This window comes from Myroides odoratus, assembly GCF_965118575.1.
GTDB lineage: Bacteria > Bacteroidota > Bacteroidia > Flavobacteriales > Flavobacteriaceae > Flavobacterium > Flavobacterium odoratum_B.
The window spans coordinates 244,900-259,835 of the sequence record NZ_CBCPHW010000001.1; the positions used below are offsets into that span (position 1 = coordinate 244,900).

14 protein-coding genes and 1 pseudogene are annotated in these 14,936 nt (G+C 35.7%); 8 read left to right on the forward strand and 7 right to left on the reverse strand.

Annotated elements, in window-relative coordinates; all coding sequences use genetic code 11:
* Position 1 precedes the first annotated feature (1 nt).
* The 7 genes from pgi (at position 2) to ACMHJ2_RS01045 (ending at position 8,449) form a co-directional block, all read left to right on the forward strand.
* Positions 2 to 1,624, forward strand: coding sequence for a glucose-6-phosphate isomerase (gene pgi / locus ACMHJ2_RS01015; RefSeq protein WP_413511101.1), 1,623 nt, complete (start codon positions 2 to 4; stop codon positions 1,622 to 1,624).
* 106 nt (positions 1,625 to 1,730) lie between these two features.
* Entirely contained in the window at positions 1,731 to 4,595 is a 2,865-nt protein-coding gene (locus ACMHJ2_RS01020; RefSeq protein ID WP_413511102.1) for a TonB-dependent receptor, read from the forward strand.
* Between the two features lie 136 nt (positions 4,596 to 4,731).
* Positions 4,732 to 5,682, forward strand: coding sequence for an aldo/keto reductase (locus tag ACMHJ2_RS01025; protein WP_413511103.1), 951 nt, complete (start codon positions 4,732 to 4,734; stop codon positions 5,680 to 5,682).
* Between the two features lie 301 nt (positions 5,683 to 5,983).
* Positions 5,984 to 6,646, forward strand: coding sequence for a YdcF family protein (locus tag ACMHJ2_RS01030; protein ID WP_413511104.1), 663 nt, complete (start codon positions 5,984 to 5,986; stop codon positions 6,644 to 6,646).
* Between the two features lie 151 nt (positions 6,647 to 6,797).
* Positions 6,798 to 7,352, forward strand: a complete 555-nt coding sequence (locus ACMHJ2_RS01035; protein WP_413511105.1) for a hypothetical protein — start codon at positions 6,798 to 6,800, stop codon at positions 7,350 to 7,352.
* Positions 7,353 to 7,799 (forward strand): hypothetical protein, encoded by a 447-nt coding sequence (locus ACMHJ2_RS01040; RefSeq protein ID WP_413511106.1) that lies wholly within the window; start codon positions 7,353 to 7,355, stop codon positions 7,797 to 7,799. It begins immediately after the preceding gene.
* A gap of 332 nt (positions 7,800 to 8,131) precedes the next feature.
* Positions 8,132 to 8,449 (forward strand): hypothetical protein, encoded by a 318-nt coding sequence (locus ACMHJ2_RS01045; protein ID WP_413511107.1) that lies wholly within the window; start codon positions 8,132 to 8,134, stop codon positions 8,447 to 8,449.
* A 69-nt stretch (positions 8,450 to 8,518) separates the two neighbouring features.
* On the opposite strand, the gene metG is transcribed toward ACMHJ2_RS01045, so the two are convergent.
* From metG to ACMHJ2_RS01070, 5 genes and pseudogenes are all read right to left on the reverse strand, one after another.
* Positions 8,519 to 10,585, reverse strand: a complete 2,067-nt coding sequence (gene metG / locus ACMHJ2_RS01050) for a methionine--tRNA ligase (RefSeq protein WP_413511108.1) — start codon at positions 10,583 to 10,585, stop codon at positions 8,519 to 8,521.
* A gap of 172 nt (positions 10,586 to 10,757) precedes the next feature.
* Positions 10,758 to 11,045, reverse strand: a pseudogene (locus ACMHJ2_RS01055) (hypothetical protein); the annotation flags it as partial.
* A 266-nt stretch (positions 11,046 to 11,311) separates the two neighbouring features.
* A complete protein-coding gene (locus tag ACMHJ2_RS01060) occupies positions 11,312 to 11,560 on the reverse strand; it encodes a hypothetical protein (RefSeq protein ID WP_413511109.1) in 249 nt (82 codons plus the stop codon).
* A gap of 26 nt (positions 11,561 to 11,586) precedes the next feature.
* On the reverse strand, positions 11,587 to 12,045 hold the full coding sequence (locus tag ACMHJ2_RS01065; RefSeq protein WP_413511110.1) for a cytochrome d ubiquinol oxidase subunit II: 459 nt from the start codon (positions 12,043 to 12,045) through the stop codon (positions 11,587 to 11,589).
* Between the two features lie 3 nt (positions 12,046 to 12,048).
* The gene (locus tag ACMHJ2_RS01070; RefSeq protein WP_413511111.1) at positions 12,049 to 12,615 is read right to left on the reverse strand and encodes a hypothetical protein; all 567 of its coding nucleotides are present in this window, start codon (positions 12,613 to 12,615) and stop codon (positions 12,049 to 12,051) included.
* 187 nt (positions 12,616 to 12,802) lie between these two features.
* Between ACMHJ2_RS01070 and ACMHJ2_RS01075 the strand changes: the two genes are divergently transcribed.
* The gene (locus ACMHJ2_RS01075) at positions 12,803 to 13,909 is read left to right on the forward strand and encodes a DUF2891 domain-containing protein (protein WP_413511112.1); all 1,107 of its coding nucleotides are present in this window, start codon (positions 12,803 to 12,805) and stop codon (positions 13,907 to 13,909) included.
* A 50-nt stretch (positions 13,910 to 13,959) separates the two neighbouring features.
* Here ACMHJ2_RS01075 and ACMHJ2_RS01080 read toward each other — a convergent pair whose 3' ends face one another.
* Together ACMHJ2_RS01080 and ACMHJ2_RS01085 are read right to left on the reverse strand one after the other, a co-directional pair.
* Complete coding sequence (locus ACMHJ2_RS01080) at positions 13,960 to 14,304, reverse strand: tRNA-binding protein (protein WP_413511113.1); 345 nt, start codon at positions 14,302 to 14,304, stop codon at positions 13,960 to 13,962.
* Positions 14,305 to 14,356: 52 nt separating this feature from the next.
* Entirely contained in the window at positions 14,357 to 14,920 is a 564-nt protein-coding gene (locus ACMHJ2_RS01085; protein ID WP_413511114.1) for a 2'-5' RNA ligase family protein, read from the reverse strand.
* Between the last annotated feature and the right edge of the window lie 16 nt (positions 14,921 to 14,936).

The window sequence follows — 14,936 nt, forward strand, 5'->3', positions numbered from 1 at the left end:
AATGCTACAAACTATAGATCCTACTAGCACTGCTGCATGGAGTAAACTACGTGAACACTTTAAGCAAATGGAGTTTATCAAAATGCAAGATCTTTTTGAAGAAGATTCTAGTAGAGTGAACTCATTTACTATTCAATTCGAAGATTTTTTATTGGATTATTCTAAAAATAAGATTACCCAAGAAACGCTATCTTATTTGCTAGAATTAAGTGAGGAAGTAGATTTAAAACAAGCAATTGAATCTCTATTCACAGGAGAGAAAATTAATAGAACAGAAAATAGAGCCGTATTGCATACGGCTTTACGCGATTTTACTCCGGGCGTGCCTATAGAGGTTGATGGGATGAACATTTTAGATGAAATCTATTTGACTAGAGAACGAATCGAACACTTTGTAACCCAAGTAGTAGAGGGACGCTATGTTTCTAGTACAGGTAAGCCTTTTACAGATGTGGTTAATATTGGAATAGGAGGATCTGATTTAGGACCAAAAATGGCCGTTCACGGATTAGAAAATTATAGAAATCACTTGAATGTGCATTTTATTTCTAATATAGATGATGATTATTTGTATTCTGTCTTAGATAAAATTAATCCAGAAACCTCTTTAATCCTTATTGTTTCTAAAACGTTTACGACACAAGAAACCGTTTTAAACGCAGATAAAGTGCGAAAATGGCTTTTGACAAAAATAAAAAAAGACGCGATTGGTTTGCATTTAGTTGCTGTAACTGCTGAGGTGGAAAGAGCACAAGCCTATGGCATTAGTACGGCTACAATTTTTCCGATGTGGGAGTATGTAGGCGGACGTTTTTCTTTGTGGAGTTCCGTGGGATTATCGATTGCACTTGCCATAGGATATCCAAATTTTGAGCAATTATTACGCGGAGCTAATAAAATGGATCACCATTTTAGAACAACCCCTTTCCGAGAAAACATGCCTGTTATCTGTGCCTTATTAAGTGTTTGGTATAATAACTTTTATGGCTATGAAACGGAAGTAGTCGTTCCTTATAATCAGTTTCTGGAAAAATTTCCGGCTCATTTGCAACAAATGATTATGGAAAGTAATGGAAAGGATAAAAACCGCGCAGGAAATCCATTTGAGTATCAAACGGGAACTTTGATCTGGGGTGAAGTTGGTGTTTCTGTTCAACACGCCTTTTTTCAGTTGTTTCACCAAGGTACGAAGGTAGCACCAGTCGATTTTATTGGTTTTGTAAACCCTTTCTCTAAAAAGGATACCAATCATACAATATTGATGTCTAACTTTTTTGGACAAACAGAGGCTTTGTTAAATGGCAAAGAGGGAAGCAAAGAACAACCCGATGAGGATCCATTGACGCAAAACTTTAGAGCCTTTGCAGGAAACAAACCCTCAAATACACTTCTAATAGATAAATTAACGCCAGAATCATTAGGAGCACTTGTTGCGCTTTATGAACATAAGACTTTTGTACAAGGTGTAATCTGGAATATTTATAGTTTTGATCAGTTTGGCGTGGAATATGGCAAGGTATTAGCAAAAAATATTCAACAAGAAATTATTTCGAATAATGTATTGAAACATGATTGTTCTACAGCGTTTTTATTGAATTACTATTTAAAAAATAGAAGCATATAGAATTCAATAAATTGGGTTGCACATTAAAATTAATAATTTGGTAACATTTAAGGAGTATCTTTTTGTACATTTGTCGGGAAATTAATTTATCACTTACACTTACAAAATGAGAAACTTGAAGAACTGGATGTTGTTTTTCGTAATGATTATTACGTCAACATCTGCATTTTCACAAAACAAAGTAACGGGTACAATTATCGATGGAGAACTTTCTATGAGTTTACCAGGTGCTACTGTACTTGTAAAGGGAACACAAAATGGTACATCTACAGATGCTGATGGCGTGTTTTCATTAAATGTAAATAACGATAAAGGAGAAATAGTTATCTCTTTTATTGGTTATCAGTCTAAAACGATTGCTTTTAAAGTTGATGCAAATAAAGTTGCAAACTTGGGAAGAATTGTTTTAAACCCAGATGAAAACATGTTGGATGACATTGTTATTATGGGTGTTGCAGACGTTGCAAAAGACCGTAAAACACCAGTAGCTGTATCTACAATTAAAGCTGCTGAAATTCAAGAAAAATTGGGTTCTCAAGAATTTCCTGAAATTTTAAACACAACGCCTTCGGTTTACGCTTCTAAAGGCGGTGGTGGTTATGGAGACTCGAATATTAATATTCGTGGATTCGACCAAAGAAACGTAGCTGTATTAATTAACGGTATGCCTGTTAATGATATGGAAGGTGGATCTGTGTACTGGTCAAACTGGGCTGGTTTATCAGATGTTACTTCTGCTATGCAAGTTCAACGTGGTTTAGGTTCTTCTAAAATCGCAATATCATCAGTAGGAGGGACAATTAACGTTTTAACTCGTACTTCTGACGCGCGTCAAGGAGGTACAATTTCTGGAAGCGTTGGTACAGGCGATTACTTTAAAGGATTAGTTTCTTACAATACGGGTGTATTGGAGAATGGATTATCAGCTTCGGTATTATTAGGTTATACTAGAGGAAGCGGATATGTTGAAGGAACGGGATTCGAAGCGTATAATTACTACTTGGGATTAGGGTACAAATCGAAAGATTCTCGCCACAATGTTCAATTCACATTTACTGGAGCTAAACAAGATCACGATCAACGATCTACTTCAGTTTCTATTGAAAATATTCAAAAATGGAACGATGGGAAAATGAATAAAAGATTTAACCCAGATACTGGATTCTATAATGGAGAAAGATTTAACTTCAAATCGAACTACTACAATAAACCAGTTATGTCAATTAACTATGACTTCAATATTAACGAAACTTGGACATTAGGTACTGTATTTTACGGTTCTTGGGGTCGTGGTGGTGGAACTGGAACGATTGGTGGTGGACCAAATGGGTACAGAGATTTTGGTACAGAAGTTAGGGATGCTAATGGGCATATGCGTTTTGATGACATCGCTGCTTGGAATAGAGGTGAAACGATTGCTGATTGGAGAGAACTTGACAAAAATAAAAAACCAATTGGTAATGGTACAAGTAATAGTCTAATGGATGATCCTAATAATCCAGGACAACAAGGATATTATGTTTCCGATTTCGATAATAAAACAAAAGCATATAGAGGTGGTTGGGCTCGTCGTTCAAGTATTAATTCACATGACTGGTATGGAACTGTTATTAATATGAATGCTAAGGTAAATGAAAACTGGACCGTTGATTTTGGATTAGATGCACGTATTTACAAAGGATACCACTACCAAGTATTGGATAATTTGATGGGAGCTGATGGTTTCTATGTGAAGAATAATAAAAATAACGGAGGTCAGCACTATATTGTTGGTCAAACTTACGACGCAAAAGCTTCAATGAACCCATGGGTGGATTGGAATAATAGAGAAAAGGTTGGATTCAACAATGATGGTAATGTGAAATGGTTAGGCGGATTTGGACAAGTAGAATATTCTAAGGATGCTTTATCTGTTTTTGTTCAAGGAGCAATTTCTAATCAATGGATGCAACGTGTAGACTATTTTAATTATGATCGTTCTACTGCACAAGGAGCAGAGGATTATAAAACAGATTGGGAAAGTATTTTAGGAGGAAGTATTAAAGGAGGAGCGAACTATAATATCGATGAAAATCACAATGTATTTGTGAACTCAGGTTATTTTTCTCGTCAACCATTTATGAATAATGGAGTGTATTTAAACAATACAAACACGTTGAATCCTGATTTAACAAATGAAAAAATATTTGGTTTAGAGGCGGGTTATGGATATAGAAGCCATAAATTAAGGGCTAACTTAAACTTATATAGAACATCTTGGAAAGACAGAGTGACGCGTGCAACAGGAAAAGTTAAGGATATTGGTTCAGATGGAAGTGCTATTGATGCTAATGGATACGCTACTTTGGTAGGAGTGGAACAAATTCACACAGGAATGGAAATGGACTTGATCTACTATCCTATTGATCGTTTAACTCTTACAGGATCTTTCTCATGGGGGGATTGGCATTATGGTTCAAATGTTACGGGAACATATTATAACGAAGAGACCAATCAACCAATTTATAATGAGCCAGGTAAACCAGAATCAGGATTCAAAACACATACATTGTACATCGATGGTGCAAAAGTGGGTGGTGCGCCTCAGTTAATTGCAAATTTAGGAGCTAGCTACGAAATTGCAAAAGGATTAAAAATTGATGCAAATTACCGATATAATGATAATTTCTATGGAACTTTAGTAGTTACTGAAGCTAAAGAAGAAGGTAAGAATGGTTCAATGAAACTTCCTGCATTCAACTTATTTGATGCTGGGTTATCGTACCGTATGGAACTTGGTAAAGCAAAACAGAATGCTTTAACTATGCGTTTCAACATAAACAACATATTCGATACAACGTATATTGCTTCTGCAAGAACTAACATTGAGGCAACTCCTGAAAGTACAACTTGGAAAGGTGTTGATGTTCGTAACGAAGTTATGTTAGGGGCTGGTAGAACTTGGAACTTTACAATGAGATTTAATTTTTAGTAAATTATTTTCAAGATATAAATAAAAGGATGGTTAGCGATAACCATCCTTTTTTTGTTGGTAGTCTGTCCCTTTTTTTTGTATGTTGGGAGTAAATGCTAAACAGGATAATAATTAATAAATGCGCAATAGCGATATGAAAAGAAAACACTTAAATAAAGAAATTACTATTTCCGAAATTTGTTTCGGTGGAAATGTATTTGGATGGACATTAAACGAAAAGGATTCGTTGCGTATGCTTGATGAATTACACGAGCAAGGCATTAATTTTATTGATACTGCCAATAGCTATTCCCATTGGGTAGAAGGAAATATGGGAGGTGAGTCAGAACGCATAATTGGCAAGTGGTTTGCTGAAAGTAATAAAAGACAGGACGTGGTTTTAGCAACCAAAGTTGGTGGTGGCATGGTTGGTGTGGAAATAGGATTAACCCGTCAACAAATTATCGATGGAATCGATGCTTCTTTAAAGCGTTTACGCACCGATTACGTAGATTTATACTATTCACATCACGACGACCTCAATATAGGAGTAGAAGAAATCATGGGAACCTATCAGGAATTAATTCAAGTAGGAAAGGTTCGTACGCTTGGAGCATCTAATTTAAGTGCAGAACGCTTGATTGAAAGTAATCAAGTAGCAGAAGCAAAAGGATGGACCAAGTATATTGCCTTGCAACCGCTTTATAATCTATATGATCGCGAAAAATTTGAAAAAGAGTATACTGAGATAGCGAAGAAGGAAAACATCGCTGTAATGCCTTATTTTGCCTTGGCAAGTGGGTTTTTATCTGGTAAGTATAAAACTAAAGAAGATTTAGAAGGAAGTGCGAGAAAAATGATGGTAGAGCATTATCTCAATGACCGAGGTCTGAATATTTTAGATGCTCTAGCTCGTATCTCTAAAAAACACAATGCCTCAAGTGCCGAAATTGCTATTGCTTGGTTGTTACATCAACCAACAATTACGTCTCCGATTGTAAGTGCAACAAATGCAACACAATTAAGAAGTTTAGTTCAAGCTACTAAAATTAAATTAGATTCAGAAGATCTCTATCTTCTGGAGGGAAGTAGCCAATGGAAGTAAATAAACACTTGTGTTGTTAGATTTTTAATGTAAAACTATAGTCCAAGTATAACCTAAAAACGCTTGTATGAACTTCATATAAGCGTTTTTTATATCTTATAAGAACTTAAAATCAAAATTTTAGCGGCTTGATTCAGGGTTGAATTATTTTATCAGATAAATACTATACAATTAAAGATAGTTTAATTGTTAAAAAAATAGCTTTTTAAGTATGTTTTTTTAGTTAGGTTTTTATTAAAAAATATTTTTTAAATGCTTGTATGAATGAAGTATTTTTATTAGATGTTTAAAAGGGAATATTATGAATACGAGAGAAATTTTAAAGCATCCGATACCACCTGAATTAACAGATGAATTAATAACGCGATTGACAAGTCTTTGCTTTTATAATAATCCGATTAAATCGGCTGATTTACTGTTCGTATTTGGATCAAATATTTTGCACAAGAAGATTGGGCAAAAAATAAATGAACTCTTAAAGACATACACATTTGATACGATTCTCTTGACTGGTGGAATTGCCAATTATGAGGGTTCAATTTTTGAGGATCTATCTGAATCGAAACTTTTATTGCAATACATCTCTAGAGAGAAATTTCCAAATACTCGTTTTATTGTTGAAAAAGAATCGCGTAATACACTTGAAAATGTAGTATATGCCAATGAATTATTTGATTTGTCTAGTATAAAAAGTATCGCCTTTCTTTCACATAGTTATGCTTCCATGCGATCTTATTTGACATTAAAAAAAGTTTGTACAGCGGATTATTTTTACAACTATCAAATTCCGATTCCTGTTAATCAGTCCAATCCAATGATTACTCAATCTAATTGGCACGAAACGCAAGAGGGGAAAGCACTTGTTTGGGGAGAATACCTGCGATTTGTAACGTATGGTATAAGAGGAGATTTTCTTATTGAAGGCGTTGAGTTGTTAATAGAGCAAATTCAACTATGTCAGTAAAACGAATATTAGCGGTCGACATGGATGAAGTCCTTGCAGACTCTATCGCACCAGTAGTGGAGGAATAACAGCAGCAAATGGTATAAATTTTTGGTCAGGAGCGAATCCTGTAGCAAAACCACTTCCAGTAACCTTAAATCATCTAGGTACTATGGTGCCAAAAGAATTAGACCAAAATGCAAGTCTAAGTCACTCAGCAACTATGAATAAAGTCCCTGATTTGGCTTATACGAATGAAATTAAAAACAATGTAACAAAAACCGTATCTTTGCGTGCAACTGATGGTGGAATTCAAGGAGGACCTTTGCGTGTGCCAAATAGAGAGTTGCAAGAGATTACAATTAATACTATAGGTAGAAATAGTTTAGTAGATCTTACAAATGAAACTTTTGAACAAGCATTATTTAGTGGGGTTGAAAAAATGAGAGGTTACGCAATTTATGGAACAAAAGGGCTTGTAGGAAGAACATATAATAGAAATATTTTTTTGCTAGAACAGATGGATGGTAAAAGTTTATCCGGATTTAGAAATCTTATAAAGGGCATGGAACAAGAAGCATTTTCTAGTGGAGCAAATAAAATATCTATTTATGGTTCATCTGTCATAAATGATGGTTTTCTTAATCCAAATATAGCTAGTCGTTTTGGATATTCTTTTGAGAAATCTGCTAGTGGAATACTATTACAAAAAAGTTTAAGAAATTAAATGATGAAAAGTACAAAATATAAATCATCTATATTAGTATCTATTTTTCGTAGAAAAGGTGGTGAAGGTAGATTAACACAAATACTAGATCATACTAAGATTCTGGTTTCAAGTCTAACAAGATTACTAGAAGACAAAGAAGAGATATTGTATGTGTTTAAGGATCTTGAATTAAACGAGGTGGTAGTTACAGACAGAAGACTTCTTGTAAAGAAATCTGAAGGAATATTGACTATTGAATTTTCTGCTATAACTAGGGTAAGTATTGCCTTAAAGGAGGAATTTAAAGATAGAATAATGAATAAGGAAGAATTTACCCGATTAGAAATAGAAGTTATATCTGGAGTCAGTTATATAATATCTGTTGAAAAAGGAAAGCCATTTCAAGGACTGTATCAGGTTTTAGACTACATAGCAATGGTTAATCGCAGTGATAGTAAAGTATAAGAGATTTGTGGTTTATCAAAGATAATATTTGTTTCATATTTGAACTCTTTAGATTTTGTATTTTAAATGGGAAGCAGTTTCATTTTTATTCCCAAGGGTTTTTTTGATGAAAATGATTGTATTGGATGCTTTGGTAAAGAAATAGAAGTTTTAACGGTCTCTTGACTATTAATAAAAAGCTTTAAAAAACCCGCTTGTATGAAATTTATGCAAGTGGGTTTTATTTTTAAAAAGGCACTAAATCAAAGGTGTTGCTTACTGGTTCTTGTTTGTCATAATAGTTCAGTTCATTTATTTTGAAGATAATTTTGTATTTAGGGTCTTTGATAATTTTGTGGATAATCTCGGATTCACAAAAACAAGGGCATCAAGTTCATGTCTATACCACTTCCTATCGCACGAGTAATAGAATCCGATGGACCTTGCGGTACTATGGTATACGCGTAGATCGCATTGTCAATCAAAAAGAAAACAGTGTCAGATTAAAAGAGATGAGGGTGTATGCTTCCAAATACCCAAGAGCTTTTGATTTTGACCTTCATATGATGATTCAAAAGGCGTGGGAATGGAAGGCGAAAAGTATAATTTTAAAACCCTTATTGTTGACCCAAAAAATGAGGATTGGGTCGCTTTTATTAAACAAGAACTAGCAAAGATAGCCTAGTGTAAATAAAATAGGGTGTCCAAAAGGGCACCCTATTTTTTATAGTATTTAGCAATTAATTAATCGTTGCTCCGTTTTTTACGTTTTCCTTATCGGGGTTAACAAATACCAATTTGCCATTGGTATCTTCCGTCATCAAGATCATCCCTTGACTTTCAACTCCACGTAAAGCTCTTGGTGCTAAATTAGCTAGAACTGTCACGCGTTTGCCGATGATATCTTCCGGTTTGAAATGCTCAGCAATACCCGATACAATCGTTCGTACATCGATTCCCGTATCTACTTTTAATACTAAAAGCTTATTGGCTTTCGGCATTTTTTCCGCTTCGATGATTGTTCCTACGCGCAAATCCAATTTGGCGAAATCTTCATACGTCGCTGTTTCTTTTTGAGGTTCAACCACGGCATTCGCTTCTTTATTGGCCTGTTTGGATGCTTCTAAGCGATCCAATTGCTTTTGAATCTCTACATCCTCAATCTTAGCAAATAACAGCTCTGCTTCGCCGATTTGGTGTCCTGGTTTGATAAAAGGCTGATCCACTTCAATTGCATTCCAAGTTAAAGGCGTAGTAGGGTCTAAGCGTAAGATTGATTTTAACTTAGTTGCTGTAAAAGGCAAGAAAGGCTCTACCAACGTACTTAAAGCCGTCGCAATTTGCAAGGCTACATACATTTGTGTTTGCACGCGAGCTGCATCTTCTTTGATCAATTTCCACGGTTCTTCATCCGCTAGGTATTTGTTACCTAAACGCGCCACATTCATCACTTCACCCAGAGCCTCTCTAAAGCGGTAACGGTCAATTGAACTTTCAATAACTGCTGGATACGCTCTTAATTCTTGTAAAGTAGCAACATCCACATCAGAAAAGGCATGCGGTTGAGGTACAATGCCGTTGTAATATTTGTTCGTTAAAACAACTACACGGTTGATGAAGTTACCCAAAATAGCAACTAATTCATTGTTATTTCTTGCTTGGAAATCTTTCCAAGTAAAATCATTGTCTTTGGTTTCAGGTGCATTAGCTGTTAGTGCATAGCGCAAAACATCTTGTTGACCTGGAAAGTCTTGTAAATATTCGTGCAACCAAACCGCCCAATTTTTAGATGTAGAAAGCTTATTCCCTTCTAAGTTTAAAAACTCATTGGCAGGTACATTATCAGGTAAAATATAACTTCCTTCCGCTTTTAACATCGCAGGGAAAATCACACAGTGGAATACAATATTGTCTTTTCCGATGAAGTGAACCAATTTGGTATCTTCAGATTTCCAATACGGTTCCCAATCTTTCCCTTCGCGTGCGGCCCATTCTTTAGTTGATGAGATGTAACCGATTGGTGCATCAAACCACACATATAAAACTTTGCCATCCGCCCCTTCTACGGGTACAGGAATCCCCCAATCTAAGTCGCGGGTTACGGCACGTGGTTTTAAACCGTCGTCTAACCACGATTTTACTTGACCATATACATTGGGTTTCCAATCGTTTTTATGGCCTTCTAAAATCCATTCACGCAAAAATCCATCGTATTGATCCAAAGGTAAAAACCAGTGTTTCGTAGCTTTTAGAATCGGTTTGCTTCCGGTAATTGTCGATTTAGGATTGATTAAGTCCGTAGCATTTAAGGAGGTACCACATTTTTCACATTGGTCTCCATACGCTTCTTCATTGCCACATTTAGGGCAAGTTCCCGTTACAAAACGGTCTGCCAAAAATTGGTCTGCTTTTTCATCGTATAATTGCTCCGTTATTTCTTCAATGAATTTTCCCTCTTTGTATAGCTTTTTGAAGAATTCAGAAGCTGTTTGATGGTGAATAGAAGAAGAAGTACGCGAATAGTTGTCAAACGAAATTCCGAAATCTTCGAAAGATTGTTTGATGATTCCGTTGTATTTATCAATTACTTGTTGAGGAGTAATGCCTTCTTTCTTAGCTTTCATAGAAATAGCAACCCCGTGTTCATCGCTTCCACAGATGAAGGCAACATCTTTGCCTTGCATTCGCAAGAATCGAGCATAAATATCAGCTGGAACATAAACACCTGCTAAGTGGCCTATATGGATAGGACCATTGGTATAAGGCAATGCCGCAGTTAGCGTATATCTTTTCGGATCTTGTATCATAAACTATTATCTATATGAAATTAATAAGAATGCAAAAATAAACAATATTGCTGGAAGTTGAGCGGATTATTTTTCTATGTTGGAACCTCTTTTTTGGATTAATTATCTAACAAAAAAGGCAAAACCACTTGTGATTTCGCCTTTTTTCGGATATTAAATACTAAAATAACTACTAGGGTAGAGGTTGACCCACTTGGATATCACAACGATGTCCTGGTTGTCCATGTGCGGGATTTAATTTTCCGCTAGTAGCCGTTGCAGGCTGTTCGCCTTGTTCTTGCATGATGCGACTTTTAGCCTGATCATTAACTAAAAAAGGTTGTCCTCCGCCTTGAGCTGCTGCTGGTTGTGCAGTAGATGTAGGCATTGCATTACCCCCACCTGCAGGTGAATTTAAAGGTGCTCCAACCGGAATATCACAACGATGTCCGGGTTGCCCATGTGCTGGATTTAAAGCGCCTTCAGCTGGTGCTGCAGTAGATGTAGGCATTGCTTGTCCAGTTGCTTCATTAGCAACTGAAGTAGCAGGTGCATTAGCTGGTTGTTCCGTTGCATTCCCATCAAGGGTAATGTTAGACGGCTCTTTTCCAGTATCTTTACAAGCCGTTAAGCTTAAAAATAACAAGGATGTTAGTGCAAATAATGATTTTTTCATGAGTAGTCAATTGGTTTCTTAAGTAAACTTACCTATTTTTATTCGGAATCAAAACAATTAGTTGTAAAACCTTAGTCTTGAGTTGTGTTTTTTACTGCTGTATTTTCTTTCATATCCTCCTTTATTTTAAAAGTAGTAATTCCAGAAGAACTATTTTCCTTTGTCCCATGCATGGGAATTTGAACCGGTTGTGCATCCGTAGCAGGAGCGGTTTGTTCTCGTTTGATGCGTTGTGGTTCTTGGGTGTCTTTGTGTTTTTCTGTACAGCTTGTTAAACTAACAGCAACGAAGACGATAAATAAAATAAAAGGCGATTGCATACGACGTAATTTGAAAATTTATATACTTATTGAAGTTCTGTTGTCGATTGAGTAACTTCTAACTGGGTTAAAGCCACTTTCGTTTTCTTTAAAAATAAGAAGAAAATAGCAGAGAAGATCCAAGCCCCCCAAAATAAATAAACACCGAAGTGAAAATAGCTCTTCATGTATTTATGGGAGGTAGTTGTAAAATCCAGATAGGTATAATAGGCCGCTCCTAGACCGATTAAAAGGGTGAAAACAGCAAAAGTATTCGCTATTTTATTCGGGGTAAAATATTTAAAAAACGCCAAAATCACAACTAAAAACAGCTGTACCACAAAAATAAGAAGCGCTGTTTTCCAAGGAGATTTAAAAACGAGGTATTCTTTGTATAAAAAGGTGATCCCCATTCGGCCAATAAAAGACATCTTAGAGATTAAAAAGGCCATTAACAAGGCTAAAATGGCCTGTATTAGCACTAAAATGAAAATATTCTTTCCCATCGCTTAATTTGTTATTCTCCAACCCGTTTCTTCGGCATACTTCATTTTAAATTTCTTCGTGATGAATTCGGTATGCGGTGACTTATCTTCTTTTAGAAAGTAAAAAGGCGTAGGGTTTTTCTTCAACATAACGGTAGCTAGGGCTGATTTTTTGCCTTTCGAATCCAATTGAAAACCATTGTCTTTATCTACTAAATATTCAATCGTTTTGATTTTAATTTTATTGCCTTTTTGCTCTAAAACAAAAGGATGCGCTTTAGCCGTAAGCTGAATCGTTCCCTGCCATATACTGTCTTTGGCTAAGAAGCGTTTTTTAGCTGTAAAATCAGAAAGATTTAGATAACCTTCATCTGCTAATTGCTGATAATTTTTAATCAATTCTGCATCTTTTCTGGTTCTTAACTTAGTTTCCCCAATGTGAAAAGTAGTACTTTCATAAATAGGTTGAGTTTCCATATACGATTCAATCGCAGCAAGAGCTTTAGATGAATTCAAGGATTTATTATCACAAGAAATCAAAGTAAGAGCTAGCAAGAAGAACCCCGCGAATGTTAAGGTGATTTTTTGCATTTTTTATTTCAAATGTACAAAAAAGTGGGATGGTAAAACTTATTTATTTCAAATACTCTTTTTTTTTGTAAGGGAAACGAAATCAGTAGATTAATAGGGGTTAAGTGATTTTTAGGAGTAGATTATTGTTATTTTGAAAGTCGGTGTTTTACGAATAATTACTACATTGGAGGCTAAAAGTAATACCATGAAAAAAATAAGTGTTTGGACCGTTGTAAGTTTAGTGTTATTGGGGTGTACATCAAAAGAAAATAAGCTAGTAGAGAAACAAGAGATTCATTCTGAGGTAGGTGTTCCTTTGCTATTGCGTATGGAAGAAGCTGAAAAAATTATCGCCTTACCCTTGCATTGTATCGAGCAAGAATACCCCAATAAATTAGGACAAGTACTGGGGCAAGATAGCGATTTAAAAACACCCAAGCAGTTGCGTCCTCTTTTTTATGGCTGTTTTGATTGGCATTCAGCTGTACATGGCTATTGGTCGATTGTAGAATTGATGAAGCGTTTTCCAGAATTAGATCAAAAACACCAAATACGCCAGCGATTAAATACCTTAATTACCCCAGAAAATGTAGCCGTTGAACTCGCTTTTTTTGAGGATCCCAATAACCGAACCTTTGAGCGCACCTACGGATGGGCTTGGTTGTTTCAATTGCACGGTGTTTTAGCCACTTGGGAGGATGCGGATGCACAACGTTGGGCAGCGTCTTTAGAACCATTAGCAAAAGTACTCATGGAACGTTATGAAGAATATTTACCCAAATTAAACTACCCTATTCGCACTGGAACCCATGATAATACAGCTTATGGATTGTCTTTATCTCTAGAATATGCCCGTTTGATGAAAGAAACGGCTTTTGAAAAACGGTTAATTGAAACAGCGAATCGCCTATATGCCAAAGATGTGAATTGTAATTTAGCTTTTGAACCGAGTGGGCATGATTTCTTGTCGCCTTGTTTAGAAGAAGCGCGATTGATGAGTAAAATACAAGAGGAAGAAACCTTTAAAAAGTGGTTAACTGTATTTTTACCCAATTTATTTCAAAAAGACTTTCAACTAGAAGTAGGTAAAGTTTCCGATCGCACCGATGGACATTTAGTGCATTTAGATGGATTGAATTTTAGTAGAACCACTTGTTTAAATGATTTAGCGAAGAAATTGCCTGAACTAACACACTTAAGAGGGATAGCAAAACAACATTTTGAAGTATCTTTTGGCAATATTACCAATGATGATTATATGGGAAGCCATTGGTTGGGTACCTTTGCGCTTTATGCCTTAGTAAATCAATAAATTATCGAAAGACTATACTAAAAAGGTTTCCGTGTTGGAAACCTTTTTTATTAACCGATTCTCAACCCGTTTTTTACAGGTTTATCTAAACTCATCAACGTTACTTCTTTGCCTTCTACGGCTCCCATAACCAAACACTCACTCATAAAAGTAGCAATTTGTTTGGAAGGAAAATTAACCACAGCAATCACTTGCTTGCCAATTAATTCTTCAAGGGTATATAATTGGGTGATTTGAGCGGAAGTCTTTCTTGTGCCAATCTCTTCTCCAAAGTCAACGACTAATTTATATGCTGGATTTCGAACTTCTTTGAATTCTTCTGCTTGAATAATCGTGCCAACGCGCATTTCTACTTTCATAAAATCATCCCACGTCAGTGCATTGTTATTGTCCATATTTTGAATTTTGTATAAAATCAAAAATAAGAAAAAAAGGAAAACAAATGAATTAAAATAGAGTTAATTGGATTTCTTCTTCTGTATCTTGGGATAAAAAAGGATAGATTTCAATGATATCAAACTGTCGGCGTTCTAGATTTAATCGGCGTAAAACAAGTTGATTGCACTGAAAAAAGAGGCTCGGTGTATCAAATAGCGCATAGGCTTGTTGGATTTTTGCATCCTCTAGTTTTCGTCCAATTGAAAGATGAGGATCCGTACATTTATATGCCTTTTTTAACTGTAGCGTTTGGAATAACGTTTGAGCATAGGCTTTCAATATGGGTTTGGCAAAGGCATCCACTGCTAGAAAAAAAGTGCCATTCGGATACGTCCCAAATGCGTTTAAATGCGTTTCTACAGGAGAAAAACCGTTACAACAACGCATAATTTGTTGATGCATTCGCGCAATGTCTTTTTCACTAGCACTAAATTCAGCAATTGTTAAATGGGCTAGAGAATTCTTACTGTTGTACCAGCCAATTACTTCAGCTAATTGTAATTTCATCGCTTTTACTTGCGCAATAACTACTTGATCTGGTTGAAAACACAATGAATATTTGTCGCTATACATGGGGGAGTTTACTGTT

Coding starts and splice junctions, on each gene's coding strand:
- pgi (WP_413511101.1), top strand. CDS start 2: ATGCTACAAACTATAGATCCTACTAGCACTGCTGCATGGAGTAAACTA.
- ACMHJ2_RS01020 (WP_413511102.1), top strand. CDS start 1,731: ATGAGAAACTTGAAGAACTGGATGTTGTTTTTCGTAATGATTATTACG.
- ACMHJ2_RS01025 (WP_413511103.1), top strand. CDS start 4,732: ATGAAAAGAAAACACTTAAATAAAGAAATTACTATTTCCGAAATTTGT.
- ACMHJ2_RS01030 (WP_413511104.1), top strand. CDS start 5,984: ATGAATACGAGAGAAATTTTAAAGCATCCGATACCACCTGAATTAACA.
- ACMHJ2_RS01035 (WP_413511105.1), top strand. CDS start 6,798: ATGGTGCCAAAAGAATTAGACCAAAATGCAAGTCTAAGTCACTCAGCA.
- ACMHJ2_RS01040 (WP_413511106.1), top strand. CDS start 7,353: ATGATGAAAAGTACAAAATATAAATCATCTATATTAGTATCTATTTTT.
- metG (WP_413511108.1), bottom strand. CDS start 10,585: ATGATACAAGATCCGAAAAGATATACGCTAACTGCGGCATTGCCTTAT.
- ACMHJ2_RS01060 (WP_413511109.1), bottom strand. CDS start 11,560: ATGCAATCGCCTTTTATTTTATTTATCGTCTTCGTTGCTGTTAGTTTA.
- ACMHJ2_RS01065 (WP_413511110.1), bottom strand. CDS start 12,045: ATGGGAAAGAATATTTTCATTTTAGTGCTAATACAGGCCATTTTAGCC.
- ACMHJ2_RS01070 (WP_413511111.1), bottom strand. CDS start 12,615: ATGCAAAAAATCACCTTAACATTCGCGGGGTTCTTCTTGCTAGCTCTT.
- ACMHJ2_RS01075 (WP_413511112.1), top strand. CDS start 12,803: ATGAAAAAAATAAGTGTTTGGACCGTTGTAAGTTTAGTGTTATTGGGG.
- ACMHJ2_RS01080 (WP_413511113.1), bottom strand. CDS start 14,304: ATGGACAATAACAATGCACTGACGTGGGATGATTTTATGAAAGTAGAA.
- ACMHJ2_RS01085 (WP_413511114.1), bottom strand. CDS start 14,920: ATGTATAGCGACAAATATTCATTGTGTTTTCAACCAGATCAAGTAGTT.